Raw genomic sequence first — 24063 nt, forward strand, 5'->3', positions numbered from 1 at the left:
TATCTCCTACGAGGCGGTTCCCGCGGGACCGGCGACCTCGACGGCGCCCGCCGCGCGGTCGGTGAACGCGTTCCGCGGCACCAGCACGAGCGCGGCCGCGGCGGCGAGGCCCGTGAGCCCGCAGACGATCCACACGGTCACATAGCCGGCGAACGAGCCTGCCGTGCCCTCGGCCGCCCCCTGGGCGCCGTTCAGGAGCGCGATGCCGAACACGCAGGACGCGATCGCGCCGCCGACGGTCTTCACGCCGTTGGTGAGGCCCGTGGCCTGGCCGGTGGCGCGCGCGGGCGCGGCGGCCGCCGCTGCGGCGGGCAGGGCGGCGACGAGCGCGCCCGAGCCGAGTCCGGCGATGGCCATGTTGGTGACGAGCTGTCCGTACGCGTCGTGGAACGGCAGGAACATCAGATACCCGACCCCCACGAGCATGCTGGCGCCGATCAACGCCCGCCGCGGTGTCCCGAGCCGCGCGGCGACGGGATAGGACAGGGCGCCCACGATCATCGCGACGAGATAGAGGCCGATGATGAGCGAGGTCGCGAAGCCGGTGGTGCCAAGCCCGTACCCGTAGACGGCCGGGTCCGTGCGCGCGAACGTCGACAGCGGCGCCTGTGCGCCGAGCACGCTCACGCCGAACAGCCCGGCGGTCAGGAACACGGGCCACAGCGCGGGGTCTGCGAACGTCCGCACATCGATCAGAGGATCGGGGGTGCGCCGCTCCCAGACCGCGAACGGCCAGAGCAGCGCGAGTCCGCCCGCGGTCAGGAGCCAGGCGAAGATGCCCGCATCCAGGCGGAGGACGCTCAGGCCGCCCGTGAAGGCGAGCAGGGCGAGGGTCAGCAGCACGACGCCGGTCGTGTCGAAGCGGCCTCCGTGCAGGTCGGGCGACTCGGTGACGCCGAGCAGGATGACGAAGAAACAGGCCACGACCGCGATCGCCGGGATCAGCAGAACGATCCACAGCGGCAGCGCGTCGATCAACGCCCCGCCGATGAGGGCGCCGGAGATCGCGCCGGCCTCGAGCGCCGCGACGAGCAGGCCGGCGGCGCGCGCTGTCAGCAGCGCGCCCGCGCCGGTCGCGCGGGACCGCGACCAGATCAGGGCGATCTCGAGCGGCAGCCAGACGACGTAGAAGCCCTGCAGCGCCCACGCCGCGAGGAAGACGGCGAACGAGTCGGTGAACGGCAGCGCGAGCGACGCGGCGGCGGTGAGCGCGGTGGACACCAGCAGCATGCGCTTGTGCCCGACCATGTCGCCGAGCTTCGCGAAGATCGGGACGACGAGCGCCGACAGCATCAGCTGCGAGCCCTCCAGCCAGTTCACGTCGGCGTCGTGGACGCCGAGGTTGCGCGCGATGTCGGTGAGCATGGGCGTGTAGTAGCCCTGCAGGACGCCGCTCGTGAACTCCACGAAAGCGAGGAAACCGACGACTCCGAGGAGCGCGCCCAGGCGCGCCCGGGGCGGGCGGACGGCCGCAGTCATGCCGAGGTCGCCGGCGAGAGGGAGGACAGCAGGGCCACGTGGAAGTCCCGGCCGCGCTCGAGCGACGAGATCTCGACGCGCTCGTCGACGCCGTGGATGCCGGCGCGCTGCGCCGCCGACATCTCCAGCGGGGCGAACCGGTACACGGCGGGCCAGAACCGGTGGAAGTGGCGGGCGTCGCTGGCCTGCATCATGATGTACGGCGCCGGCAGGGCATCGGGATAGGCGGCGAGCGAGGCTGCGGCGATGGCGGCGAACTGCGGTCCGTCGATGGGCGACTCGGGGGAGGGGTCGCTCCCCTCGAGCACCTCTACCGTCACCCCGCCGTCGGCGACGCGGCGGCGGATCCGTCGCAGCGTCCCGTCGACGGTCTCGCCCGGCAGGATCCGCACGTTGAGCGTCGCGGAGGCACGCGCCGGCAGCACGTTGGCCGCCGATCCGCCGTCCTGGACGGTCGCCGCGATCGTGGTGCGGACGAGCGCCGCCGGCTCTCCGCCCGCGGCCGCGAAAGCCCGCGCCGTGACGGGGCGCAACGCCGCGAGCGCGCGCAGCAGGAGGGAGGCCGGTCCGTTCGCGCGCTCGGACAGGACGCGGAGCATGCGCGAGATCGCGACGGGCGTGCGGGCGCGGAACGTGCCCGCACCGAGCCGCGCGACCGCGCGGGCCACGCGCGCCACCGCCGTGGGACCGTGCGGCGCGGACGCATGGCCGCCATCACCCTGGGCCGTGAGACGGAACGTGGCGACGCCCTTCTCGCCGACGCCGATCATCGCCGCGCGGCCCGACACGAACGGCAGGGGAGCGTCGACGACGGCGCCGCCCTCGTCGATGACCAGCCAGGGCTCGACGCCCCGGTCGTGCAGGGCCCGGGCGATCGCGGCGGCGGCGTGGCCGTAGGTCTCCTCGTTGCCCCCGAAAGACAGATAGACGTCGCGGAGGGGCCGGAACCCGGACGCGAGCAGGTCCTCGACGGCTTCGAGCACCACCAGCAGCGGCCCCTTGTCGTCGAGCGCACCGCGTCCGTGCACCCAGCCGTCGACGATCCGCCCGTCGAACGGCGGGTGCGTCCAGCCGTCCGTCTCGTCGGCGGGCACCACGTCGAAGTGCGCCATCAGCACCACGGGCGCGGCGTCGGATGCGCCGGGCCATCGATAGAGCAGACCGAGGTCGGTGATGCGCTCCAGTTCCAGCTCGCGGTGCGCGCGCGGATAGAGCTCGGCCAGCAAGGCGACGAAGTCCTCGAACGGCTGCGCGCCGCGGGTCTCTCGTTCGGCGCTGACGGTGGGGATGCGGATCATCCGTGAGAGACGCTCGCCGATGCCGTCGCGGCGCGGCGCCTCGCGCGGCCGCGCGGGGGAAGGGGAAGGGCACGGGTCTGCCATGCGCTCACATTAGGGCACGGCTGGGCCGGTGCGTGAGCGGGCGGCGCGTGAGACGGCACGCGCGCCGTGGGGCGGCCGGGAATGGCGTCGCCGGGGGATCCGTTGTAGTCTGTGAAGCTCGGCGCACGACGTCGAGACGGCCCGGCGTCAGCGTCGGGATGGCAACTCCACAGTGCGACAACGCCTCCTTCTTTCGAGGGAATCACGGGGCTGATCGGTTTCGACAGTGCTTGTGAATCTGCGAGAAGCGGGCCGAGGATGCAGGGTTATCTCGTTAACGCTCCCCGCAAACCAATAAGTGCCGAATCCAAGCGCACTGACTTCGCCCTCGCTGCGTAAGCGAGCTCGATAGTCCGTCAGACCGTGGTCGATCCCGACACGGATCCTGGCGTCATCTAGGGATCTCGCTGCGTGACGGTGTCGAGACGTCACGCGGGACTCGTCCTCGACTGGGCTCGTCGACTTAGGTGTCTGTGACAAAGGTCGGAGCCGAGCAGAACGCTCTCACAGACTGCGCCCGGAGAAGCCCCAGAGACTCGGCGCTGGACGGGGGTTCGATTCCCCCCAGCTCCACGGACGTTGTCGCATCGAGCGGAAGCCCCGCGATCCTTCACGACAGTGAGGATCGCGGGGCTTCTCGCGTTTTCGGGGCCGGACGTCAGTCGGTCGAGCGCACCGAGAGCAGCGCCCACCCGTCCGGCACCTGCGCCTCCAGTGCCGCGACGTCGGCGCCTTGGATCTCGCGCGTCTCGCCCCAGCGCGCCATGCGGCCGACCGCCGTCAGCATCGTCGATCCCTTCGGCATGGTCACCTTGGAGTCGGTGAGCTGCCACCCCTCCGGCACCTGCGTCCTGAGCGCGTCGCCGATGGCGGCGAGGGAGTCGCCCTCCGCGGTGAGGTCCTGGGATTCGGTGGGACGAATGACGCCGATCAGCACGGGAGTCGAGTCTACCGGCGGGGGCCGCGGCGTCAGCGCCAGGTGACCAGCGTGATGCCCTGCTTCGTGTCCGCGAGCAGCACGTGGTCCTCGCCGAAGGCGTAGGTCATGCCGTAGCCGTCGTCGTCGACGTGCATCGCGAGCTCGGGGTCCTCGCTGACGTAGACGTAGCCGTCCGCCTCCTCGCGCACCCAGCCCTGCTCCTCCAGGTAGGCCTGGAGCTCGGCGGCGCGCTGGGCGTCGATCGGCGCCCAGCCGTAGATCTGCACGTCGTCGGTCGCCACGTCGAGGTTGCCCCAGGTGCACTGGATGCCGCCCTCGAGCTCCTGGTCCGGGCCGACCAGGAACGGCTCCTCCTGCGACGACATCCCATAGCCCTCGAAATCGGACACGAGCGACTCGGGGATGATCGTGTCGCACGTGGGCTGGGCGTCGGGGTTCGCGGGCCCGGAGGTGGCGTCGGCGGAGGGCATGCCGGTCGGCGCCGCGTCGGGGTCGGCCGGGTCGGGGGAGCCGGCGCCGCACGATGCCAGCGCGAGCGACGCCACGGCCACCAGCAGGAGGCTCGCGGTCCGACCGCCGACGCGGCGCAGCGTCGTCATCGGGGGCCCGTGTCCGGAGAGGCCGGGCTGTGCAGCACGTCGAGGATCGCGTCGTGCAGCACGCCGTTCGTCGCGACCGCCGATCCCGCCGCGATCGTCGGCGTGCCGTCGAACGAGGAGAACCGGCCGCCGGCGGCGGTGACGATCGCCGCCGCCGCCGCGAGGTCGTACTCCTTCACGTCGAACTCGCCGACCATCTCGAGCCGCCCCTCGGCGAGCAGCATGTACGACCAGATGTCGCCGTACGCGCGGTCCCGCCAGACGCGCCGGGTCAGTGCGACGAGGGCGTCGAGCCGGCCCGCGCCGTCCCACTGCGCGATGCTCTGGAAGCTGACGCTCGCGTCGTCGAGCGTCGCGACGTCCGACACGCGGATCGGGCGGGGCTCGCCGCCCGGGGCGCTGGTCCAGGCGCCGAGGCCCTCCGCGCCCCACCAGCGCCGACCGAGCGCCGGCGAGCTGACCACGCCGAGACGCATCGTGCCGTCGATCTGCAGGCCGATCATCGTGCCCCACACCGGCACGCCGCGCAGGAAGTTGGCCGTCCCGTCGATCGGGTCGATGATCCACCGGCGCGACGACGCGTCGGCGGAGCCCGCCGCGTCGTCCGATCCGTACTCCTCGCCGAGCACGCCGTCCTCGGGACGCCGCTCGGCCAGGAGCCGGCGCACGGCGCGCTCCGCCGCGAGGTCGGAGTCGGTGACGTGCGTGCTGTCGGCCTTGCGGGACACGTCGAGGTCGGCCGCGTCGAAGCGCGGCAGGGTCTGGGCATCGGCGGCGTCCGCGAGGTCGAGCGCGAGGCGCAGGTCCGCGCCGAGATCGCCCTGGGAGACCGGGGACGTGGGCGCGGCGGGATTCACGGGATCAGGATACCGGCGGACCGTGCGGTGACCCGGCGGCGCTCGCGCGCATGTCGCGACCGGACACGCCCGAGTCGTGCGCCGGGCCGCGCCGATTGGCGCGACGGCGACCCGCCTGGTAACGTAGTCCCTCGGTTCGAGAGAGCGAGAAATCCTCTCCGCACCATGCACCTCTAGCTCAATCGGCAGAGCAACTGACTCTTAATCAGTGGGTTCTGGGTTCAAGTCCCAGGGGGTGCACCATCAGCCAGACGGCCCGTCCTCCTCGGAGGCGGGCCGTCTGGCGTTCGGGGACGAATGCGCCCACGGGACCGACATCGGCTGATAGACAGAGCGGGGCCGGCACTGCGTCGCCCGGAGGGGAGATCGGTCATGGGGTTCTGGGCGGAGGACGCGCCGTGGGGATCGCCGGTCGACCCGACCATCCCGCTGCCCCCGTTCGAGGACGAGGGCGCGCACGCGGCGTATGCGCGGAAGCTCCAGCTCCACCTGGCCCTCGTCGACGGCGGGGCCCCCTCGCTGTCCACCGTCGCGCTGTCGCTCGCGCTCGAACGCCCGAGACGGCGGCCCGACGATCGGGACACGCAGTGGCTCACGCCGCTCGAGCTCTCGGTCAGCCTGACGAGCTGGTTCCCCGCGCCGTGGACGCCCGACGCTCTCGCACGGTCGCTGCGTCCTCGATCGGGTGCTCCGACGCGGGGCAGCGCCGGCGAGTGGCGCTGGCTCGACGACCCGGACTTCCTCGCCGCGCCGGACGGGGGCGCGGGCTGGCGCATCGTCCGCAGCGAGAGGGGCACGCGGACGCCGGAGGGACTCGTGGACGATCGCGACCTCGTCGTCCTCTGGATGGCCCACTTCCGCGGCAAGTTCGCCTTCCCGCTGGGGCACGGACGGGACGCCGACGAGGTCAGGCGGCTCGCGGTCGCCTCCGCGGCGGTCGTCGAGGCCGATGAGAAGGACGCGGCGTATCCGTACCGATCGTCGTGGCGGGACGAGCGCGACGCCGCCCTCACCGAGGCGCGCCGGTAGCGTTCCACCCGTCGCGGGGCGCGCGTTCGCTCGACCGGCAGTCTGCCGGTGGCGAGGGGATCCTCCGTCGCATCGCCTCCCGGAGACCGAGGTTTTCTCGTCCGATCAGCCGATCGTCGGACACAATGGCATCTCGGGCATCAGCCGGCGCCGGCCACGCGTGCCTTCGGACGAGAGATGTGGATCGCATGGCGCAGCAGGCGGAGGACCCGCGGGTCAGCGCGATCTTCCGCGCCCTCGCCGCCGGCGACCACGAGCGTGCCATCGCGCTCGCCGAGCGGCACTGGTCGTTCCTGTCCAGCTTCCGCGGAGAGGTGCGCCGCGCCGTCGCCGACGAGGTGCTGCGCGCGCACCCCTCCTGGGCGGTCGTCAGGCAGGGACTCAGGCACGCGGCGCTCGGGCGGCTGCGGCCGACGGTATGGGTCGCCCCCGACCTGCCGCTGCCACCGGGGTCCTCCGCCAACGAGCGGATCGTCGCGCTGACGGCGCGGGCGATGGCGGCACGGTCCCGCGGACGGCTCGACGAGGCCCTGGGCCTGACGGCCCAGGCGCGACAGCTGCTGCGGGCGGCCACGCCCCGCGACCTCGAGGGAGGGCGTTTCAATCTCGCGGAGGTCCACCAGGAATGGGCGCAGATCTCGGCGTTCGCGGGGCACGCCGACGACGCCGTCGTGCTGTTCGAGCGCGCGTTCTCCCTCGCGACGGAGCTCCGTCACCCGCGCGCGGCGATGGATGCCGCGGCGGAGCTCGCCTGGCTCGCCGCCGTGTCGGGCCGGCGGGGCGCGTCGCTCGGCTGGCTCCTGCGCCTCGAGCAGCTGAGAGCGGATCAGCCGGACGTGCGGGGCACCCGTGAGTCCGATCGCATCGCGCGAGCGCTGCTGCTGCTCGACGAGCTCGATCTGGCCGGGGCGCGGTCCGAGCTCGCGGCGATCGAGGACGCCCGTGAGCACGAGCTGCTGCGGCGCGCGCTGGGCGCGCTGGTGGACGCGCACGATCCGCTGTGCGACCCCGACACCGCTCTGGCGCACCTGAACGGGGAGATCGAGGCGGTCTACGACGGCTGGACGAGCGCTCGGCTCAACGCCGTCGTCCTCGGGGCGGCACGGTCGCGCCTTCTGCAGCGGTCGGGACAGCCGGAACGCGCGCTGCGGGCGCTTCCCGACGCTCAGCCGTCGCAGGAGCTGAGCTTCGAGGCGGGGCGCGCGGCCTCGCTCCTGCATCTGCTCGGGGAGCACGAGCGCGCGTCGTCGCTCACGTCCCGCATCCTCGCAGCGCCGACGCTGTCGCCGCGGGTGCGCGCCGACGCCCTGGTGGCCCGCGCGGCGATCGAGCTGCGGCGCGGGGACGACGGCCGCGCGGCCGAGACCTTCTCGCGCGCGCTGCGGGTGATCGACGAGCACCGCCTGCTCGTCGCGCTGACGATCGTGCCCGCCGACGAGCTGCGGGCGCTGGGCGCCGTGCTGCCTGCCGCCGACCCGGGGGCGAGGCTGGCGCGACACGTCGTGGACACCTCCGTGGCGTTCCCGTCGGCCGGCCTCGATCATCGGCTCACTGCGCGGGAACGGACGGTGCTCTCGCTTCTCGCGGGCGGCCTCACCGTGGTCGAGGCGGCTGCGCGGCTCACGGTGTCGGCGAACACCGTGAAGACGCAGGTGCGCTCGCTGTACCGCAAGCTGGGCGTGCACGACCGCCAGGGGCTGTCGGTCGTGGCGCGGACGCGAGGACTCCTGTGAACGGACCGGCAGCCGGGGTGCTCGGCGGCGTGTACCTCGCGCTGGCGGACTCCCAGTGGGACCGCGCGGTCGCGCTCGCGGAGGCCGACTGGGACGTCCTCCGAGCCGCCCACGTCGCGGTCCTGCGGGCGGTGGCGGAGGCCGTCCCCCCGCATCTCCTCTCCGGGCGGCCGCGGTGGGACGGGCTCCAGCTGCTCGGTCGCCGCCGTCTGTCCGCACCGCCCGGCGCGCTCGATGCCGCGGTCGACGACGCCGGCTGGCGGGAGATCGCGGAGCTCACCGCACGCAGCCGCTCCGCGCGCGTCGCGGGGGAGATCGCGGTCGCCGTCGAGAGCGCTTTCGCGGCGAGGGACGCGTTCCATCGGATCTCCGGCCGCGGGGAGGTGCCGTCGTTCGCGCCGCGGCTCATGTTCGAGTGGGCGCTCGCCTTCGTGGTGGGCGGCCCCATGCCGCACACGGGGTGGGACACGCAACCGGAGGAGCAGCTCGACGAGGCGTTCTCCTGGGCCCTCGCCCGCGACGACCATGAGACGGCCGCGCGGGCAGCGGCGGAGATGGCCTGGCTGCAGGCGTTCGCGGGGCGCTCCGGCGCCGCGGCGCAGTGGATCGAGCGCGCCAAGATCCTGGGGCGGATCGATGCGGAGCACGGCGCAGGAGCGTCCCCCATACGCATCGCGCAGTCGATGCGTCGCGGCGATCGACTCGACTTCGCCGGCGCGCTCGAGGCGCTCTCGTCGCTCTCGGGGGACCACCTGTTCGATCACCGGATCCTCGCGGCGAGTGCCGGTTCCATGTACGCGATCCACCTCGGCGGGGACGACGCGGAGCGCGCGGACGAGCGGCTGCGGCGCGTCTGCGAGGTGTCGCCGAGGGCGCTGCTGGGCGCTCCGCTCAATCGCGCCGCGCTGGCGTACGCGGAGTCGTATCGGCTGGTGCTCGACGGACGTCCCGCTCAGGCGCTGAGCGTCCTCGACGGGGAGCCGGGCCGGCGGCCGGCGTTCGTCGAGGCGCGTCGCGCGTCGGCTCTGCTGCATCGCGGCGACGGTCAGGCGGCCGAGCTCGCCGCGATCATGGCGTACGAAGCCGGCGCGGTGATGCCGCGATTCGCGGTCGAGGCGCTCGCGGTGCTCGCGGTCGTGAAGCTGCGCAGCGGATCGCGTGACGCCGCCCGGCAGGTGTTCGGGCGCGCGGTCGACCTCGCGGACCGTCATCGGCTGCCGGCCGCGCTAGGGCTCGTCTCACAAGACGAGCTGGCCGCGCTGGCGGCGCTGGTCGGGCGCGCCGACAGCCCGTCGCTCAACGCGATGCACAGCCCGCGCATGCGCCGCCCGACGCTCGCTCACGTGTTCGTGCCGTTGACGCCGCAGGAGCGGAGGGTCACGCAGACGATCGGCTCGGGGCTGTCCGTGCGCCAGGCGGCGGAGCGGCTCGCCGTCTCGGAGAACACCGTCAAGACGCAGCTGCAGGCCGTCTATCGGAAGCTCGGCGTCACGAGGCGCTCCGAGCTCGTCGCGGCCGCTCGCGAGCACGGCCTGCTCTGAGCCGCGGGCTCACGGGCCCGCGGTCACTCGTCGGCGATGTCGAACTGCGCGCGGATGATGCGCTCGCCGGCGTCCGCATCGCCCTCGAGCATCGCGTCGCGCAGCTCGCGGTAGCTCTCGGCGAGCTCGCCGGGGCCGTCGAACGGCAGCGGGATGACCCCGAGGTTGCGTTGGATCGCGATGCCGATGTCGCCCGACATCGTCGAGACGAAGGCGTTGTCGGCGAGGTCGACCAGCAGCGACTGCAGCTCCCGCCGGGCGGCGCCGGTGCCGCCGCCCGCGTCCAGGCGGGTGATGATCGCGTCGATCGCGTGCGACGACTCGAGACGCGCGGTGCGATCCATCCTGGCCAGCGCGATGCGCACGAGCGAGATCATGTAGTGGCCGGAGAACTGTCGCGTCGCGTGCGCGATCCTCGGCGACACCTCGGTCACGCGCGTGTAGCGGCTCGCCGCCGTCTCGATCAGCCCGACCCGCTGCAGTCGCTGCAGCGCCTCGCGCACCGGCATGCGCGACACGCCCAGCTGCTCGGCGAGGTCGTGGTCGCGCACTCGCGATCCGGCCGGCAGCCGGCCGTCCATGATGGCCGCCGCGATGCGCTCGGCGACCATGTCGCTCAGTCGTACGGGGGTGATCTCGAGCGTCTCGATCATCGTCTGCTCCTTGCAATCCTGTGTGGGGAGGACCCCGGAAGGCGACGCACGGTGGTGTCAGGGATCGAGGGCACCAGGGGGTGTGCCGACCGTGGTGGCCTTCGCCGGGGTGCGCACTGTCGGGCGGACGGGGGGAGGCGGGATCGGGTGTGCCTGGTCCGGACCTACGTGCGGTGAGGCAACGATATGCCGGGACGGCCGAATTCCGGCGACGAGGCGCGCGGTTGAGGTGCGTCGTCGCCGGATTTCACCCACCGCATCACCTGTTTGCCGGGGAGGCCGTCCAGGCGATCGCCCCGCGGGCGATCAAGCGGCGTCTCCGGCGCCGATCGCCGCCGCCTCCTCCAGCTCGTCGGCCACGCGCGCGTCGACCGTGCCGAGGGCGCGGCGTCCGAGCAGCAGGACGAGGGTCGCGACGAGGGCGGAGGACGCGGCGAAGAGGTAGGGCGCCGTGTCCCCGAGGGCATGGCCGAGGGCTGCAGCGATCGGGGGCGCCGCGGCGCCGCCGAGGAACCGCACCGCCGAGTACGAGGACGACGCCACCTGGCGGGGCAGGTCCGTCGCCTCCATCACGGACTCCGTCAGGACCGTGTTGCAGATGCCGAGCAGGAGCCCGCCGACCACGATGCACGTCACGAGGGCGGATGGCGTGGACACCACGACCCCCGCGACCGCGAGGTCGGCTGCGAGCAGCGGCAGCACGACCAGGAGCACGGTCGTTCGCCGCATGAAGCGGAGCAGCAGCGGTGCGCCCCAGATGCTCGTCACGGCCAGTGCGAGGCCCCAGCCGAAGAACGTCAGCCCGATGCCGATGGCGCCGAAGCCGAGCGGGAACGGCGAGTAGGCGAGCAGCACGAAGAAAGCGATGTTGTAGAACACCGCCGTCGCCGCGAGCACGCCGAGGGCCGGGCGGCGCAGGGCACGGATCGGCGCGGCCAGGGGGATGGGGCTCGGCCGCTCGGCGGGGGAGCGCAGCAGCACGAGGATCGCAACGAACGCGATGGCCATGAGCACCGCCACGCCGAAGAACGGCGCGCGCCAGCTCGCCTCGCCGAGGATGCCGCCCAGCAGGGGGCCGACGGCCATGCCGAGCCCCAGGGCGGCCTCGTAGAGCACGATCGCCGCCCCGCTGCCGCCGGTGGTCGCTCCCACGATGGTCGCCAGGGCGGTCGAGATGAACAGGGCGTTGCCGAGGCCCCAGCCCGCACGGAAGCCGATGACGACGTCGACGGCGACGCTGAGCGCGCACAGCAGCGAGAAGGCGACGATGAGCGCGAGGCCCCACAGCAGGGTCCGCTTGGCGCCGATCCGGCTCGAGATGAAGCTCGTGACGAGCATGGCCAGCCCCGTCACGACGAGATAGCTGGTGAAGAGCAGCTCGGTCTGCACCTCGGACGCGTCGAGGGCGTCGGCGATCACCGGCAGGATCGGGTCCACCAGGCCGATGCCCATGAAGGCCACGACGCAGGCGAAGGCCACCGCCCACACCGCCATCGGCTGCCGGGTGAGAGAGCCCCCGCTGTCGTGCTCGGCGCTCATCGTGCGGTCGTCCCCTCTGCGGGGTCCGCCTCGGCACGGCCCGCGACCGGACCGCCCGATCCCGGATCCGTCCGCTCGCCCAGCAGCCGTGCGACTGTGCGCACCGCGCCCCATTCGTCGTCGTCCAGGCCCGCGAACCGGGGCAGCAGCGCATCGACGAGCTGCAGCCGCCAGGCGGCGTAGGCCTCGTCGCCGCGCGGGGTGATGGCCGCCCGCACGGCTCTCGAGTCCTGCTCGTCGGCCGTTCGGGAGACGAGCCCGGCGTCCGCCATCGTGCCCACCAGCCTCGTCATGCCGGGCTGGGTGACGCGGCTCAGGTGCGCGAGCTCGCCGATGCGGAGGGGGCCGCGCTCGCGCAGGATGGCGAGCGTCCGCCACTGCGCCGACGGCGCCTCGTTCCGCGTCTCCAGTGCCGCGACGCGTGTCAGAGCGTGCGCGGCGACGATCAGTTCCTCGAGGTCGGCTCCATGGTCCATGGCAACTACATTACCTTGATATATATCTAAGGTATTCACATCTGGAGCGGACGACGTCTCAGCGGCCCGCGCGGGGGAGCAGAGGTCTCAGCGACGAGGCGATGCCGCAGAGTCGTCGATCACCGACGCCCGGAGCGCTCCGCCGCGCGCTCGGAGAAGTACTTGCCCTCCTTGCCGCTGATGGGCGAGTCGTCCGAGACCGTCCGGCCGCGGCTGGCGTTGCGGATGTCGATGATGGTGCCGATCGTGAGGGAGAGCGTGATCCCCCAGCTCACCCACGCGAGCGCGGTGCGCCAGGTGAAGCGCTGACCGTCAGCGCCCCGCAGCAGCGCGTAGCCGCTCGTCAGCGTTCCGATCAGTCCGGTGCCCGTCAGGTATTTGCGGATGGCCATGCCCCCCACGGTAGCGCTCGCTCGGCGCCGACGCAGGGGCTTGCGGGCGGTCGTGAGGCCGTGAGAAGGGGCGCCATAACCGCCGCGGCATGGGGCGTCAACCCCACGGTGCCCGCCCGGTCCCGCGAGGTGCGCGCTGATACTGTGGCCGAAGCCCCAAGGAGGAGCGTCATGTCTCGCGCGGATCTCGTCGTCGTCGCCAATCGTCTGCCCGTGGATCGCGTGGTGAGCCCCGACGGGCAGGAGAGCTGGCGGCGTTCCCCGGGCGGACTCGTCACCGCCCTCGAGCCGGTGATGCGCAAGCCGGACCGTGCCTGGGTGGGATGGGGCGGTCAGCCCGATCTCGACATCGCGCCGTTCGACTTCGAGGGGGCGCGACTGGTGCCGGTGCCGCTCAGCGGCGCCGAGATCGAGTCGTACTACGAGGGCTTCGCCAACGGCACGATCTGGCCGCTCTACCACGACGTCATCGCCGCTCCGGTCTACCGCCGCTCCTGGTGGGAGTCGTACGTGCAGGTGAACCGGCGCTTCGCGCAGGCGGCGGCCGACGCGGTCGAGCCTGGCGGCGTCGTATGGGTGCAGGACTATCAGCTGCAGCTCGTCCCGAAGCTGCTTCGCGAGCTCCGGCCGGACGTCACCATCGGCTACTTCCATCACATTCCGTTCCCCGCATACGGGCTGTACTCGCAGCTGCCCTGGCGTCGACAGGTGCTCGAGGGGCTCCTGGGCGCCGACGTCATCGGCTTCCAGCGTCAGGCCGACGCCGGCAACTTCCAGCGGTCGGTGCGGCGCGTGCTCCACCACACCACGCGCTCGAGCGAGATCGTCGTGCCCTCTGCCGAGGAGGGCGGCGAGTCGCGGATCGCCGTCGCGAAGGCCTATCCGATCTCCATCGACGCGCAGTCGTACATCGACCTCGCCCAGGACCCGAAGGTGCAGGCGCGCGCCGTCGAGATCCGGCAGCAGCTCGGCGATCCCCAGACGATCCTGCTGGGGGTCGACCGGCTCGACTACACCAAGGGCATCCGGCACCGTCTGAAGGCGTTCGGCGAGCTCCTGCAGGACGGCAGGCTGAAGGTGGGCGGTGCGACGCTCGTGCAGGTGGCCAGCCCGTCGCGCCAGCGCGTGGACGCCTACGCCGAGCTGCGCGACGAGATCGAGCTGACCGTCGGGCGCATCAACGGCGACTACGACACGATGCACCACACGGCGATCCGGTACCTGCACCAGGGGTTCCCGCGTGAGGAGATGGTCGCGCTGTACCTGGCGGCCGACGTCATGCTGGTGACGGCGCTTCGAGACGGCATGAACCTGGTGGCCAAGGAGTACGTGGCCTCGCGCATCGACCACAGCGGAGTGCTGCTGCTGAGCGAGTTCGCGGGCGCGGCCGACGAGCTGACGAGCGCGCTGCTGGTGAACCCGCATGACATCGACGGCATGAAGGACCTCATCCTGCGCGCTGTCGACATGTCGCCGGGCGAGCAGTCCCGGCGCATGAGGGCCCTGCGCCGGCGCGTGCTCGACCACGACGTCGAGGACTGGTCGCACGACTTCCTCAGCGACATCGACAAGGTGCGGAAGGCCCGCGCGTGACCGCGCAGTGGGCGGAGGTCGTGCGCTCCGTCGCGAAGACCGAGCGGCTTCTGGTGGCTCTCGACTTCGACGGCACGATGGCGCCGCTCGGGGACGAGCCGATGGCGGTGCGGGCTCTGCCTGAGACGGCCGCCGCGGTGGCGCGGCTCGCGGAGCTCCCGGACACGACGGTCGCGTTCGTCTCCGGCCGTCAGCTCGCCGATCTGCGGGTGATCGCGGCCCACGACGACCGATCGCCGATCTGGCTCACGGGGTCGCACGGCGTCGAGCACTGGCGGCCCGCGGCCGTCGCGCAGCCCGTCCCGGACCAGGCCGCCGCCGGCGAAGAGGTATCGGCCGCGGCGCTCGTCGAGGAGGCACAGCGGTCGGTGGAGGGCATCGACGGAGCGTGGGTCGAGCCCAAGGCGTACGGGTTCGCGTTGCACACGAGGCTCGCCTCGCCGGACGACGGCGCGCGGGCGCGGTCGGGCGTCGACGCGATGGTGGCCGAGCGTGCGCCGGAGTGGCGCAGGCGCACGGGCAAGGACATCGCGGAGTACACCTGGCGCCACGAGGGCAAGGACGCCGGCGTCGCGCGTCTGCGGGACGAGACGGCGGCGACGGCGGTGCTGTTCGCCGGCGACGACGTGACCGATGAGGACGCGCTGCGCAGCCTGCGCGAGGGCGACCTCGGCGTGCGTGTGGGCGACGGGGAGACGGCCGCCAGTGTGCGCGTGAGCGGCCCTCTCGAGCTCGCCGAGTTGCTCACCGCTCTGGCCGACGCGCGAGCATCCTGAGCCGATCCGCGAGCGCCGGCGGGGCGCTTTGCGAGGCGGACGAAGCACCCTTCGCGGCGGGCATAGACTTCCGAACATGGTCGACCTCGCAACACCGTCCGAAACGCCCGACATCAAGCCCCGCAGCCGCGTCGTCACGGACGGCATCGAGGCGACCACCTCGCGAGGCATGCTCCGGGCCGTCGGCATGGGCGACGCCGACTGGGACAAGCCGCAGATCGGCATCGCGTCCAGCTGGAACGAGATCACCCCCTGCAACCTGAGCCTCGACCGCCTCGCCCAGGGGGCGAAGGAAGGCGTCCACTCCGGCGGCGGGTATCCGCTGCAGTTCGGCACCATCTCCGTCTCCGACGGCATCTCGATGGGGCACGAGGGCATGCACTTCTCTCTGGTGTCCCGAGAGGTCATCGCCGACAGCGTCGAGACCGTGATCATGGCCGAGCGACTGGACGGCACGGTGCTGCTGGCCGGCTGCGACAAGTCGATCCCGGGCATGCTGATGGCGAGCGCGCGGCTGGGCCTGTCCAGCGTCTTCCTCTACGCCGGCTCGATCGCGCCCGGCTGGGTCAAGCTGTCGGACGGCACCGAGAAGGACATCACGATCATCGACTCGTTCGAGGGCGTGGGCGCGTGCCGCGCTGGCCTGATGAGCGAGGAGGACCTCAAGCGCATCGAGTGCGCCTTCGCCCCCGGCGAGGGCGCGTGCGGCGGCATGTACACCGCCAACACCATGGCCTCGGTCGCCGAGGCGCTCGGGCTGAGCCTTCCGGGCTCCGCGGCCCCGCCGTCCGCCGACCGGCGCCGCGACTACTTCGCGCACCGGTCGGGCGAGGCCGTCGTCAACCTGCTGCGCCAGGGCATCACGACGAAGGACATCCTGACGAAGGAGGCGTTCGAGAACGCGATCGCGCTGGCGATGGCGCTCGGCGGATCGACCAACGTCGTCCTCCACCTCCTCGCCATCGCGCGCGAGGCCGGCATCGACCTCACGCTGCACGACTTCAACCGCATCGGCGACAAGACGCCGCACGTGGCCGACATGAAGCCGTTCGGCAAGTACGTGATGAACGACGTCGACCGTCACGGCGGCATCCCGGTGATCATGAAGGCCATGCTCGACGAGGGACTGCTGCACGGCGACGCCCTCACGGTGACCGGCAAGACGCTGGCCGAGAACCTGGCCGACCTCGATCCCGACCCGATCGACGGCGAGGTCATCCACACCTTCGACAACCCGATCCACGCGTCCGGCGGCATCACGATCCTCCACGGCTCGCTGGCGCCGGAGGGCGCGGTGGTGAAGTCGGCCGGGTTCGACGCGGACGTGTTCGAGGGCCCCGCGCGCGTCTTCGAGCGGGAGCGCGCCGCGATGGACGCCCTCGCCGAGGGGAAGATCGACGCGGGAGACGTGGTCGTCATCCGCTACGAGGGCCCCAAGGGAGGCCCGGGGATGCGTGAGATGCTCGCGATCACGGCGGCCATCAAGGGCGCGGGGCTCGGCAAAGATGTACTACTCTTGACGGACGGTCGATTCTCAGGCGGCACAACCGGACTGTGCATCGGCCATGTTGCACCCGAGGCGGTGGACGGAGGTCCGATCGCCCTGGTGCGCGATGGTGATCTGATCAGGGTCGATATCGCGGCTCGCTCGCTCGACATACTCGTCGACGACGCTGAGCTCGAATCCCGCCGCAACGGCTGGGAGCCCCTGCCCCCGCGCTACACCCGAGGCGTCCTGGCGAAGTACTCGCGACTCGTGCGCTCCGCTGCGGAGGGCGCGACCACCGGCTAAGTCCCGACTTCAGCGGCCCGGGGCCGCAGACGTCGCCCTGTGCCGCGGACATCCCTCGACTCGACTCGACTCAAGGAAGCATCACCATGCCCTCCGATCCCGCGACGTTCCCCACCGCGACGCCGGATGCGTCGAAGGCGGTCCCGCGACCGCCCGCATCCCGCTCGTCCGCCTCAGCCGCTCCGGTGCTGACCGGGGCCGAGGCGGTCGTCCGCTCGCTCGAGCTGCTCGGCGTCACGGACGTCTTCGGGCTGCCCGGCGGCGCGATCCTGCCGGTGTACGACCCGCTGATGTCCGCCACGAAGCTGCGCCACATCCTGGTGCGGCACGAGCAGGGCGCCGGACACGCCGCCGAGGGCTATGCCTCGGCGAGCGGCAAGGTCGGCGTCGCCATCGCGACCTCCGGGCCGGGGGCGACGAACCTCGTGACGGCGATCGCCGACGCGTACATGGACTCCGTGCCGCTCGTGGCGATCACCGGGCAGGTCTTCTCGACCCTGATGGGGACCGACGCTTTCCAGGAGGCCGACATCGTGGGCATCACGATGCCGATCACCAAGCACTCGTTCCTCGTGAAGGACGCCGCCGAGATCCCGGCCGCCATCGCCGCCGCCTTCGAGATCGCCTCCACCGGCCGCCCCGGCCCGGTGCTGGTCGACATCACGAAGGACGCCCAGCAGAACGAGGCCCCGTTCGTGTGGCCGCCCAAGGTGGACCTGCCCGGCTACCGCCCGGTCACGAAGGCGCACGGCAAGCAGATCCAGGCCGCGGCGTCGCTCCTCGCCCGCGCACAGCGTCCCGTGCTCTACGTCGGCGGCGGAGTGATCCGCGCCCACGCGTCCGACGAGCTGAAGGTCCTGGCGGAGTCCAGCAACGCCCCCGTCGTCACCACGCTGATGGCCCGCGGGGCGTTCCCGGACTCTCACGTCCAGCACCTCGGCATGCCGGGCATGCACGGTTCGGTGCCCGCCGTGCTCGCGCTGCAGGAGGCCGACCTCATCGTCGCGCTCGGCGCGCGCTTCGACGACCGCGTCACCGGCAAGGCGGCGCTCTTCGCCCCGCACGCCAAGGTGGTGCACGTCGACATCGATCCCGCGGAGATCTCGAAGATCCGCACCGCAGACGTGCCGATCGTCGGCGACCTGAAGGACGTGCTCGTCGACCTCGAGGCCGCGCTCGCGGGCGCGGGCGATCGTGCCGACATCGACGAGTGGTGGGCGTACCTGAAGGGCCTGCAGGAGCAGTACCCGCTCGGTTACGCGCCGACCAGCGACGGGCTGCTCGCGCCGCAGCACGTGATCCAGCGGATCGGAGAGCTGACGGGCCCCGAGGCCGTGTACGTGGCGGGCGTCGGCCAGCACCAGATGTGGTCCGCCCAGTTCATCAGGTACGAGCGCCCGAACTCCTGGCTCAACTCCGGCGGCGCGGGCACCATGGGCTACTCCGTGCCCGCCGCCATGGGGGCCAAGGTCTCCCAGCCCGACCGCGTGGTGTGGGCGATCGACGGCGACGGATGCTTCCAGATGACGAACCAGGAGCTCGCGACCTGCGTCATCAACGACATCCCGATCAAGGTCGCGATCATCAACAACTCCTCGCTCGGCATGGTGCGGCAGTGGCAGACGCTGTTCTACGACGGCCGCTACTCGAACACCGATCTCAACACCGGGCACAACTCGATCCGCATCCCCGACTTCGTGAAGCTCGCCGAGGCCTACGGCTGCCTCGCGATCCGCGTGGAGAAAGAGGAGGAGATCGACGCGGCCATCGCCCTCGCGCTCGAGACGAACGACCGTCCCGTGGTGATCGACTTCGTGGTGAGCGCCGACGCGATGGTGTGGCCCATGGTCCCGCAGGGCGTGAGCAACAGCTATGTCCAGTACGCACGCGACCACGCGCCGGCGTTCAGCGAGGAGGACTGACATGACGACGCACGTGCTGAGCCTCCTCGTGGAGGACAAGCCGGGTCTGCTGACCCGCGTGGCGGGGCTGTTCGCCCGCCGCGGCTTCAACATCGAGTCGCTCGCCGTGGGCGTCACCGAGGTGCCGGGACTGTCCCGGATCACCGTGGTGGTCGACGTCGATGAGCTCCCTCTCGAGCAGGTCACCAAGCAGCTCAACAAGCTGGTCAACGTCATCAAGATCGTCGAGCTCGACCCGTCGTCGAGCGTGCAGCGCGAGCACATGCTCGTGAAGGTGCGCGCCGACAACGCGTCCCGATCGAACGTCCTCGAGGTCGTGAACCTGTTCCGGGCCAACGTCGTCGACTACGCGCCCGACTCGCTGGTCCTCGAGATCACCGGCGACAAGGGCAAGGTCGACGCGTTCCTGCGCGCGGTCGAGCCGTTCGGTATCCGCGAGCTGTCGCAGTCCGGTCTGCTCGCCCTCGGCCGCGGATCGAAGTCCATCACCGAGCGCGTCCTGCGCGGCTGATCCCCGACACGTCTCGCGAGGGCGCAACGCCCGCGTCGGGACACCGGCACACATCCCAGATCCCCAACCCAAGGAGAACCACCACCGTGAGCACCGAGATCTTCTACGACGCCGACGCCGACCTGTCGCTCATCCAGGGCAAGAAGGTCGCGATCGTCGGATACGGCTCGCAGGGCCACGCGCACGCCCAGAACCTGCGCGACTCGGGCGTCGAGGTCGTCATCGCGCTCAAGGACGGCTCGAAGTCGACCGCGAAGGCGCAGGAGGAGGGCTTCGAGGTCAAGAACGTCGCCGACGCCACGGCCTGGGCCGACCTCATCATGATCCTCGCGCCCGACCAGCACCAGCGCGGCATCTACTCGGAGTCGATCGCCCCGAACCTGGCCGAGGGCAAGACGCTCGCCTTCGCGCACGGCTTCAACATCCGCTTCGGCTACATCGACGCCCCCGACGGCGTCGACGTGATCCTCGTCGCGCCGAAGGCGCCCGGTCACACCGTGCGCCGCGAGTTCGTCGCCGGCCGCGGCATCCCCGACATCATCGCGGTGGAGCGCGACGCGTCCGGCCAGGCCTGGGACGTCGCGCTCTCGTACGCGAAGGCGATCGGCGGCACCCGCGCCGGCGTCATCAAGACGACCTTCACCGAGGAGACCGAGACCGACCTGTTCGGCGAGCAGGCCGTGCTCTGCGGCGGCATGAGCCACCTCGTGCAGACCGGCTTCGAGGTGCTCACCGAGGCGGGCTACCAGCCCCAGATCGCCTACTTCGAGGTACTGCACGAGCTCAAGCTCATCGTCGACCTGATGTGGGAGGGCGGCATCGCCAAGCAGCGCTGGTCGATCTCGGACACCGCCGAGTTCGGCGACTACGTCTCGGGCCCCCGCGTCATCGACGCCGGCACGAAGGAGCGCATGAAGGAGGTCCTCGCGGACATCCAGTCGGGCGCGTTCGCCAAGCGCTTCATCGACGACCAGGACAACGGCGCCGCGGAGTTCCTGGCCCTTCGCGAGAAGGAGCAGGGTCACCCGATCGAGGCGACCGGCAAGGAGCTGCGCGCCCTGTTCTCGTGGAAGAACTCCGACGACGACTACGTGGAGGGCTCGGCCGCTCGCTGACCTCGCTGATCTCCGCGACACAGACCGCTCTATCCGAGCCGGAACAAGGCCCCCGCACCCAGCAGGTGCGGGGGCCGCTTCCGTTCCCGCCCACGTAGCCTGGGGGCATGTCGACGGCACGCGGTGACGAGTTCCGGTTGCTGCTGTGGGGCGCCCGGCGCGACGCCGAGCGGAGGATCGCGGCGCGCGCCGAGGACCTCTCCGGCGTCGCGACCGCGCGCGGCGACGCCGCGGCCGACGACGAGCACGACCCCGAGGGGGCGACGCTCTCGGGCGAATGGTCCCGGCTCGCCGGTCTCAGCGACGCCGCGCGACGTGAGCTGGACGAGATCGATGCGGCGCTCGCACGTCTCGACGACGGGCGGCACGGCACGTGCGAGACCTGCGGCGCCCCGATCCCGGAGGCGCGCCTGCGCGCGCGTCCGACGGCGACGCGGTGCGTGCGGTGCGCGTCCTGACCGTCCGGCCACCGGCGTTCGCCTGTCGTCCACAGCGTCGGCGAGACCGCTGATCGCTCCACGGCACCGGCGCCGCTCCGCCGTCGCGCCGTCGCGGAAGGCAGGCTCTCCGCATGGACCCGTACGACACGCCCCCTCACCGAAAGGCGGCAGAGCGTCGCATCGCCCGGCTCCGCGACGAGCCGCTCGACGACGCGCGCCTGCATGAGCTGATCGGACTGATGCTCGCCGGAGCGGTCCGTCGCCAGGTGTGGCTGATGTTCCTCGACGACGCCGCACGGCTGAGCGACGTCGTGATGCCGCTGAGCGACTACCCGCGAGACCCGAGCGAGCCCGGGGTCGTGGAGGACCTGGGGCCGGTGACGGCGGCCGCGCTGCTCTCCGAGCGCATCCGAACGATCGCCGAGGCGGCCGGCTGCGGTCAGGCGGTGCTGGTGTGGGAGCGCGAGGGCGGCGAGGCGTTCCGGGCGGAGGAGCTGTCCTGGGCGTCGGCGATGGCGAAGGGGCTGCAGGGCGACGCCCCGCGACTGCGCGCGCAGTTCGTGCTGCACGACGACGGCCTTCGCGTGCTCGCCGCGGACGACCATGCGGGCGCGTGGTGAGACGGGCCCCTCCGCGAACGTCCGTCAGGGGAGCGGGACCTCGCCGGCGAAGACGTCGTCGAGCGCCTCGTCGTTGATCGTCAGGACGAACGGCGCGTCGGCATCGGAGATGTCGTAGGCGATCAGGCCGGCGACGACGTCGCCCGCCTGCACGTCCTCCGCAGCGAGCGCGTCGTCGAAGAAGATCACCGGCATGGCGGGCATCCCGTACTCGCCGTACAGCAGGGTGGTGTTGTAGTAGCCCTCGAGCGTCGCCAGGGAGCCCGACGTGACCTCCCACGTCGTGTCCAGCACGAGGTACTCGCCGTCGCCGCCCATCGGGTCGCCCGGGAGCGCCTCGGTGGTGGTGTCCACGCTGTCGATCGTGACGGCCACGACCGCGCCGTCCAGCTCGACCTCGAACGCCTCGCCCACGACGATGGCGTCCGCGGCGAGCTGGCCGGTCGAGGTGACGGGCGCGTCGCCCGAGCCTTCCGGCTCGGAGCCCTCGTCGGACGGCACGCCCCCGGGCTGCTGCATCTCCTCGCACTCGGCCTCCGTCAGGCCGGCGTCGTCGCAGATCTCCTGCATGATGCTGCCGGAGTCCTCCGCGAAACGGACGACCGCGGATGTGGTGAGGGTCGTGGTCAGAGCGCACAGGATCAGAGCCACGCCGCCGAGCACGGTGCCCGTGATCGCGAGGCCCTTGCCGGGCCTCTTGCGCACGAGCGCGATGAGGCCGACCACGATCGCCGCGAGCGGCACCAGCAGGGCGATGAAGCCGAAGAAGGGGATGAGGGCGACGACGATGCCGAGCATGCCGACGATGCCGAGCACGAGCGCGGTGATCGCGAGGCCCTTGCCGGGAGACGGCGGACCGGAGGGGGCGCCGCCGTAGGGTGCGCCGCCGTAAGGGGAACCGCCGTAGGGCGCTCCGCCATAGGGAGCGCTGCCGTACGGCGAAGCGGGGCCGCCCGGGTACCCCTGCTGCGTGCCGGGGTCCTGCGGCGTCGCCGCGTACGGCGGCAGGGGAGCGGCGGCGGGATAGCCCTCGGGCGAGGCGCCGGGGAACGAGGCCTGCGCGGGGTCTCCGGTCTGCGGGGCGGCGAAGTCGGGGGCCGGCGGCGGGGCGAACTCCGGTGCGGGCGGCACCGTGTACTCCGGCGCCGGGGGCACGCTGTACTCGGGGGCGGGCGGAGCCGGCAGATCCGGGGCCGGCTCGCTCGGCGGGACCTGTGCGGTGGGCGGCGCGAACTCCGGGGTGTCGTCGTCCGCGGGCGCCTGGCCGGTCAGCGGCGGCTCCGGCGGCAGCGGCGGCTGTCCCGATCCGTCCGGGGCAGGCGGGGGCGGCGGCGTGCCGTCGCCGTCGTGGGGAGGAAGAGACATGGGAACTCCTCGGTTCGGTGCCCGCGCTCCGTGTTGGCGGCGCGTCGCAGGGCGTGGTGCGGACGGACGGAAGGAGCGCCGGGCGAGTCGTGAACGACCGGTCGCCCGAGCGGTCCTGCGAGAACGATAGCGCGGAAGCGCGCCATGACGCGGGGAGGAGTGCCCTCACCGCGACCCGACGATCCTCACGCGGAGGCGGTTCTTGCGGCGCTCCGAGCCGCCACGGTCCGGCGTCAGCGCAGGACGAGCTGGGGCTCGACGAGGACGTGGCGCGACTCGCCGCCGTCGGGCGAGGAGGCATCCGAGGGGCTCAACAGCAGGTCCAGCGCCGCCGAGGCCACCTTCTCCGGGAGCTGCTCGACGCTGCTCAGACCGATCGCCTCCGCGGCGGGCGTGTTGTCGAAGCCGATGATCGGCAGCCCCGGGCGCCCGGCCGCCACCGCGGCGAGGTGGGCGCCCACGGCGAGCGAGTCGCTGGCGCACACGAGCGCGTCGATGTCGTCGCCGGAGGCGAGGACGCCGGCGACCACGTCGCGTGCGTCGCCGACGCTCTCCTCCGCCACCAGGCGCAGTCCGTCGGCGGCCGCCAGCGCCGAGCGCCAGCCGCTCTCGCGGTCGTCGCCGGTGTCCGATCCCGCGGGCCAGCCGAGGAACGCGACGTGCGCACCGGCATTCGCCAGCGCCCACCGCGTCGCCTCGCGCGTGCCTGCCGCACCGTCGACGTCGACCCAGGAATGGCGGGCGTCGTCGCCCCACGGCCGTCCGAAGGCGACGAAAGGCGTCTGCCGGGCCGCCAGCCAGCGCGTGCGCGGGTCGTCGTGGACGGTGCCCGTGATGACGACGGCGTCGGCCTCGCCGCCGTCCAGCAGCTCGCGCAGCCGGGCGATCTCGTTCTCGTGCCCGCGGGCGGTGTAGAGCAGCACCCGCATGCCGCGGGTGCCCGCGAGATCGGTGAGCGCATGCACGAAGCGGTCGAGCACGACTCCGGAGATCCCGCCGGCGTACGGGTCGAGATGGATGGCGATGGTCGAGCTGCGCCGGGTGCGCAGGCTGCGGGCCGCGGCGTGCGGGCGGTAGCCGAGGTCAGCGATCGCGCGGCTGACGCGCTCGCGGGTGTCGTCCCGGACGATGCCGGGCGAGTTGATCACGTTCGACACCGTCTGGCGCGACACCCCGGCGGCGGCGGCGACGTCCTCGAGTCGCGGCAGTCTGCCCACTCCGGCCCCTCTCCGAGCGCGCGGCCCGTGCGGCCGGCGGTGCGACTCATCTTAAGGGTCGACGACGCACCGTTGACACCGCGGTTGGAACG

At 72.2% G+C, this 24063-nt stretch carries 22 protein-coding genes, 1 tRNA gene and 1 other RNA gene; 13 read left to right on the forward strand and 11 right to left on the reverse strand.

The window, feature by feature from the left end; all coding sequences use genetic code 11:
• Positions 1 to 6: 6 nt before the first annotated feature.
• Both K5S26_RS03200 and K5S26_RS03205 read right to left on the reverse strand, forming a co-directional pair.
• The gene (locus K5S26_RS03200) at positions 7 to 1479 is read right to left on the reverse strand and encodes an MFS transporter (protein WP_221855867.1); all 1473 of its coding nucleotides are present in this window, start codon (positions 1477 to 1479) and stop codon (positions 7 to 9) included.
• Positions 1476 to 2777, reverse strand: coding sequence for a M20/M25/M40 family metallo-hydrolase (locus K5S26_RS03205; RefSeq protein ID WP_246603420.1), 1302 nt, complete (start codon positions 2775 to 2777; stop codon positions 1476 to 1478). Before K5S26_RS03205 ends, K5S26_RS03200 begins: the two co-directional genes overlap by 4 nt.
• A 290-nt stretch (positions 2778 to 3067) precedes the next feature.
• Between K5S26_RS03205 and ssrA the strand changes: the two genes are divergently transcribed.
• Positions 3068 to 3437, forward strand: a transfer-messenger RNA (tmRNA) gene (ssrA, locus tag K5S26_RS03210).
• A gap of 82 nt (positions 3438 to 3519) precedes the next feature.
• Here ssrA and K5S26_RS03215 read toward each other — a convergent pair.
• Genes K5S26_RS03215 through K5S26_RS03225 form a run of 3 tightly spaced genes read right to left on the reverse strand, consistent with a single transcriptional unit; the run spans position 3520 to position 5257 of the window.
• Positions 3520 to 3798: a hypothetical protein gene (locus K5S26_RS03215; RefSeq protein ID WP_221855871.1), complete on the reverse strand. Its 279-nt coding sequence runs from the start codon at positions 3796 to 3798 to the stop codon at positions 3520 to 3522.
• Between the two features lie 32 nt (positions 3799 to 3830).
• Positions 3831 to 4400, reverse strand: coding sequence for a hypothetical protein (locus K5S26_RS03220; protein ID WP_221855873.1), 570 nt, complete (start codon positions 4398 to 4400; stop codon positions 3831 to 3833).
• On the reverse strand, positions 4397 to 5257 hold the full coding sequence (locus K5S26_RS03225; protein ID WP_221855875.1) for an inositol monophosphatase family protein: 861 nt from the start codon (positions 5255 to 5257) through the stop codon (positions 4397 to 4399). Before K5S26_RS03225 ends, K5S26_RS03220 begins: the two co-directional genes overlap by 4 nt.
• Before the next feature lie 167 nt (positions 5258 to 5424).
• Here K5S26_RS03225 and K5S26_RS03230 point away from each other — a divergent pair.
• The 4 genes from K5S26_RS03230 to K5S26_RS19110 all read left to right on the forward strand — a co-directional run bounded on the left by K5S26_RS03230 (position 5425) and on the right by K5S26_RS19110 (position 9560).
• Positions 5425 to 5500: transfer RNA gene (locus tag K5S26_RS03230), tRNA-Lys, on the forward strand.
• A gap of 129 nt (positions 5501 to 5629) precedes the next feature.
• Entirely contained in the window at positions 5630 to 6286 is a 657-nt protein-coding gene (locus K5S26_RS03235; RefSeq protein ID WP_221855877.1) for a hypothetical protein, read from the forward strand.
• 188 nt (positions 6287 to 6474) lie between these two features.
• The gene (locus tag K5S26_RS03240; RefSeq protein ID WP_221855879.1) at positions 6475 to 8019 is read left to right on the forward strand and encodes a helix-turn-helix transcriptional regulator; all 1545 of its coding nucleotides are present in this window, start codon (positions 6475 to 6477) and stop codon (positions 8017 to 8019) included.
• Complete coding sequence (locus K5S26_RS19110; protein WP_221855880.1) at positions 8016 to 9560, forward strand: helix-turn-helix transcriptional regulator; 1545 nt, start codon at positions 8016 to 8018, stop codon at positions 9558 to 9560. Before K5S26_RS03240 ends, K5S26_RS19110 begins: the two co-directional genes overlap by 4 nt.
• A gap of 23 nt (positions 9561 to 9583) precedes the next feature.
• Here the strand turns inward: K5S26_RS19110 and K5S26_RS03250 are convergent, their stop codons facing one another.
• From K5S26_RS03250 to K5S26_RS03265, 4 genes are all read right to left on the reverse strand, one after another.
• Positions 9584 to 10213, reverse strand: coding sequence for a GntR family transcriptional regulator (locus K5S26_RS03250; protein ID WP_221855882.1), 630 nt, complete (start codon positions 10211 to 10213; stop codon positions 9584 to 9586).
• A gap of 306 nt (positions 10214 to 10519) precedes the next feature.
• Entirely contained in the window at positions 10520 to 11752 is a 1233-nt protein-coding gene (locus K5S26_RS03255; protein WP_221855884.1) for an MFS transporter, read from the reverse strand.
• Entirely contained in the window at positions 11749 to 12228 is a 480-nt protein-coding gene (locus K5S26_RS03260) for a MarR family winged helix-turn-helix transcriptional regulator (RefSeq protein ID WP_221855885.1), read from the reverse strand. The genes K5S26_RS03255 and K5S26_RS03260 overlap by 4 nt, the downstream gene beginning before the upstream one ends.
• A 119-nt stretch (positions 12229 to 12347) precedes the next feature.
• Positions 12348 to 12620: a hypothetical protein gene (locus tag K5S26_RS03265; RefSeq protein WP_246603421.1), complete on the reverse strand. Its 273-nt coding sequence runs from the start codon at positions 12618 to 12620 to the stop codon at positions 12348 to 12350.
• A gap of 171 nt (positions 12621 to 12791) precedes the next feature.
• Between K5S26_RS03265 and K5S26_RS03270 the strand changes: the two genes are divergently transcribed.
• The 8 genes from K5S26_RS03270 (at position 12792) to K5S26_RS03305 (ending at position 21389) form a co-directional block, all read left to right on the forward strand.
• The gene (locus tag K5S26_RS03270; protein WP_221855887.1) at positions 12792 to 14213 is read left to right on the forward strand and encodes an alpha,alpha-trehalose-phosphate synthase (UDP-forming); all 1422 of its coding nucleotides are present in this window, start codon (positions 12792 to 12794) and stop codon (positions 14211 to 14213) included.
• On the forward strand, positions 14210 to 14989 hold the full coding sequence (gene otsB / locus K5S26_RS03275; RefSeq protein WP_308122736.1) for a trehalose-phosphatase: 780 nt from the start codon (positions 14210 to 14212) through the stop codon (positions 14987 to 14989). Before K5S26_RS03270 ends, otsB begins: the two co-directional genes overlap by 4 nt.
• 76 nt (positions 14990 to 15065) lie before the next feature.
• Positions 15066 to 16781: a dihydroxy-acid dehydratase gene (gene ilvD, locus K5S26_RS03280; RefSeq protein ID WP_221855889.1), complete on the forward strand. Its 1716-nt coding sequence runs from the start codon at positions 15066 to 15068 to the stop codon at positions 16779 to 16781.
• Positions 16782 to 16867: 86 nt separating this feature from the next.
• Positions 16868 to 18703, forward strand: coding sequence for an acetolactate synthase large subunit (locus tag K5S26_RS03285; RefSeq protein ID WP_221855891.1), 1836 nt, complete (start codon positions 16868 to 16870; stop codon positions 18701 to 18703).
• A 1-nt stretch (position 18704) separates the two neighbouring features.
• Positions 18705 to 19214, forward strand: coding sequence for an acetolactate synthase small subunit (gene ilvN, locus K5S26_RS03290; protein WP_221855893.1), 510 nt, complete (start codon positions 18705 to 18707; stop codon positions 19212 to 19214).
• A gap of 86 nt (positions 19215 to 19300) precedes the next feature.
• On the forward strand, positions 19301 to 20329 hold the full coding sequence (gene ilvC, locus K5S26_RS03295; RefSeq protein ID WP_221855895.1) for a ketol-acid reductoisomerase: 1029 nt from the start codon (positions 19301 to 19303) through the stop codon (positions 20327 to 20329).
• Positions 20330 to 20436: 107 nt separating this feature from the next.
• Entirely contained in the window at positions 20437 to 20787 is a 351-nt protein-coding gene (locus K5S26_RS03300; RefSeq protein ID WP_221855897.1) for a TraR/DksA family transcriptional regulator, read from the forward strand.
• Positions 20788 to 20900: 113 nt separating this feature from the next.
• Positions 20901 to 21389: a hypothetical protein gene (locus tag K5S26_RS03305; RefSeq protein WP_221855899.1), complete on the forward strand. Its 489-nt coding sequence runs from the start codon at positions 20901 to 20903 to the stop codon at positions 21387 to 21389.
• Positions 21390 to 21413: 24 nt separating this feature from the next.
• Here K5S26_RS03305 and K5S26_RS03310 read toward each other — a convergent pair whose 3' ends face one another.
• Positions 21414 to 22754 carry a DUF4190 domain-containing protein gene (locus K5S26_RS03310; protein WP_221855901.1) on the reverse strand — a complete coding sequence of 447 codons (1341 nt, stop codon included), beginning with the start codon at positions 22752 to 22754 and terminating at the stop codon, positions 21414 to 21416.
• 233 nt (positions 22755 to 22987) lie between these two features.
• Positions 22988 to 23971 (reverse strand): LacI family DNA-binding transcriptional regulator, encoded by a 984-nt coding sequence (locus K5S26_RS03315; protein ID WP_221855903.1) that lies wholly within the window; start codon positions 23969 to 23971, stop codon positions 22988 to 22990.
• Positions 23972 to 24063: the final 92 nt, after the last annotated feature.

Source organism: Microbacterium marinilacus (genome assembly GCF_019753765.1).
In the GTDB taxonomy this organism is placed as follows: Bacteria; Actinomycetota; Actinomycetes; order Actinomycetales; family Microbacteriaceae; genus Microbacterium; species Microbacterium marinilacus.

Coding starts and splice junctions, on each gene's coding strand:
- K5S26_RS03200 (WP_221855867.1), bottom strand. CDS start 1,479: ATGACTGCGGCCGTCCGCCCGCCCCGGGCGCGCCTGGGCGCGCTCCTC.
- K5S26_RS03205 (WP_246603420.1), bottom strand. CDS start 2,777: ATGATCCGCATCCCCACCGTCAGCGCCGAACGAGAGACCCGCGGCGCG.
- K5S26_RS03220 (WP_221855873.1), bottom strand. CDS start 4,400: ATGACGACGCTGCGCCGCGTCGGCGGTCGGACCGCGAGCCTCCTGCTG.
- K5S26_RS03235 (WP_221855877.1), top strand. CDS start 5,630: ATGGGGTTCTGGGCGGAGGACGCGCCGTGGGGATCGCCGGTCGACCCG.
- K5S26_RS03240 (WP_221855879.1), top strand. CDS start 6,475: ATGGCGCAGCAGGCGGAGGACCCGCGGGTCAGCGCGATCTTCCGCGCC.
- K5S26_RS03250 (WP_221855882.1), bottom strand. CDS start 10,213: ATGATCGAGACGCTCGAGATCACCCCCGTACGACTGAGCGACATGGTC.
- K5S26_RS03255 (WP_221855884.1), bottom strand. CDS start 11,752: ATGAGCGCCGAGCACGACAGCGGGGGCTCTCTCACCCGGCAGCCGATG.
- K5S26_RS03260 (WP_221855885.1), bottom strand. CDS start 12,228: ATGGACCATGGAGCCGACCTCGAGGAACTGATCGTCGCCGCGCACGCT.
- K5S26_RS03265 (WP_246603421.1), bottom strand. CDS start 12,620: ATGGCCATCCGCAAATACCTGACGGGCACCGGACTGATCGGAACGCTG.
- K5S26_RS03270 (WP_221855887.1), top strand. CDS start 12,792: ATGTCTCGCGCGGATCTCGTCGTCGTCGCCAATCGTCTGCCCGTGGAT.
- ilvD (WP_221855889.1), top strand. CDS start 15,066: ATGGTCGACCTCGCAACACCGTCCGAAACGCCCGACATCAAGCCCCGC.
- K5S26_RS03285 (WP_221855891.1), top strand. CDS start 16,868: ATGCCCTCCGATCCCGCGACGTTCCCCACCGCGACGCCGGATGCGTCG.
- ilvN (WP_221855893.1), top strand. CDS start 18,705: ATGACGACGCACGTGCTGAGCCTCCTCGTGGAGGACAAGCCGGGTCTG.
- K5S26_RS03300 (WP_221855897.1), top strand. CDS start 20,437: ATGTCGACGGCACGCGGTGACGAGTTCCGGTTGCTGCTGTGGGGCGCC.
- K5S26_RS03305 (WP_221855899.1), top strand. CDS start 20,901: ATGGACCCGTACGACACGCCCCCTCACCGAAAGGCGGCAGAGCGTCGC.
- K5S26_RS03310 (WP_221855901.1), bottom strand. CDS start 22,754: ATGTCTCTTCCTCCCCACGACGGCGACGGCACGCCGCCGCCCCCGCCT.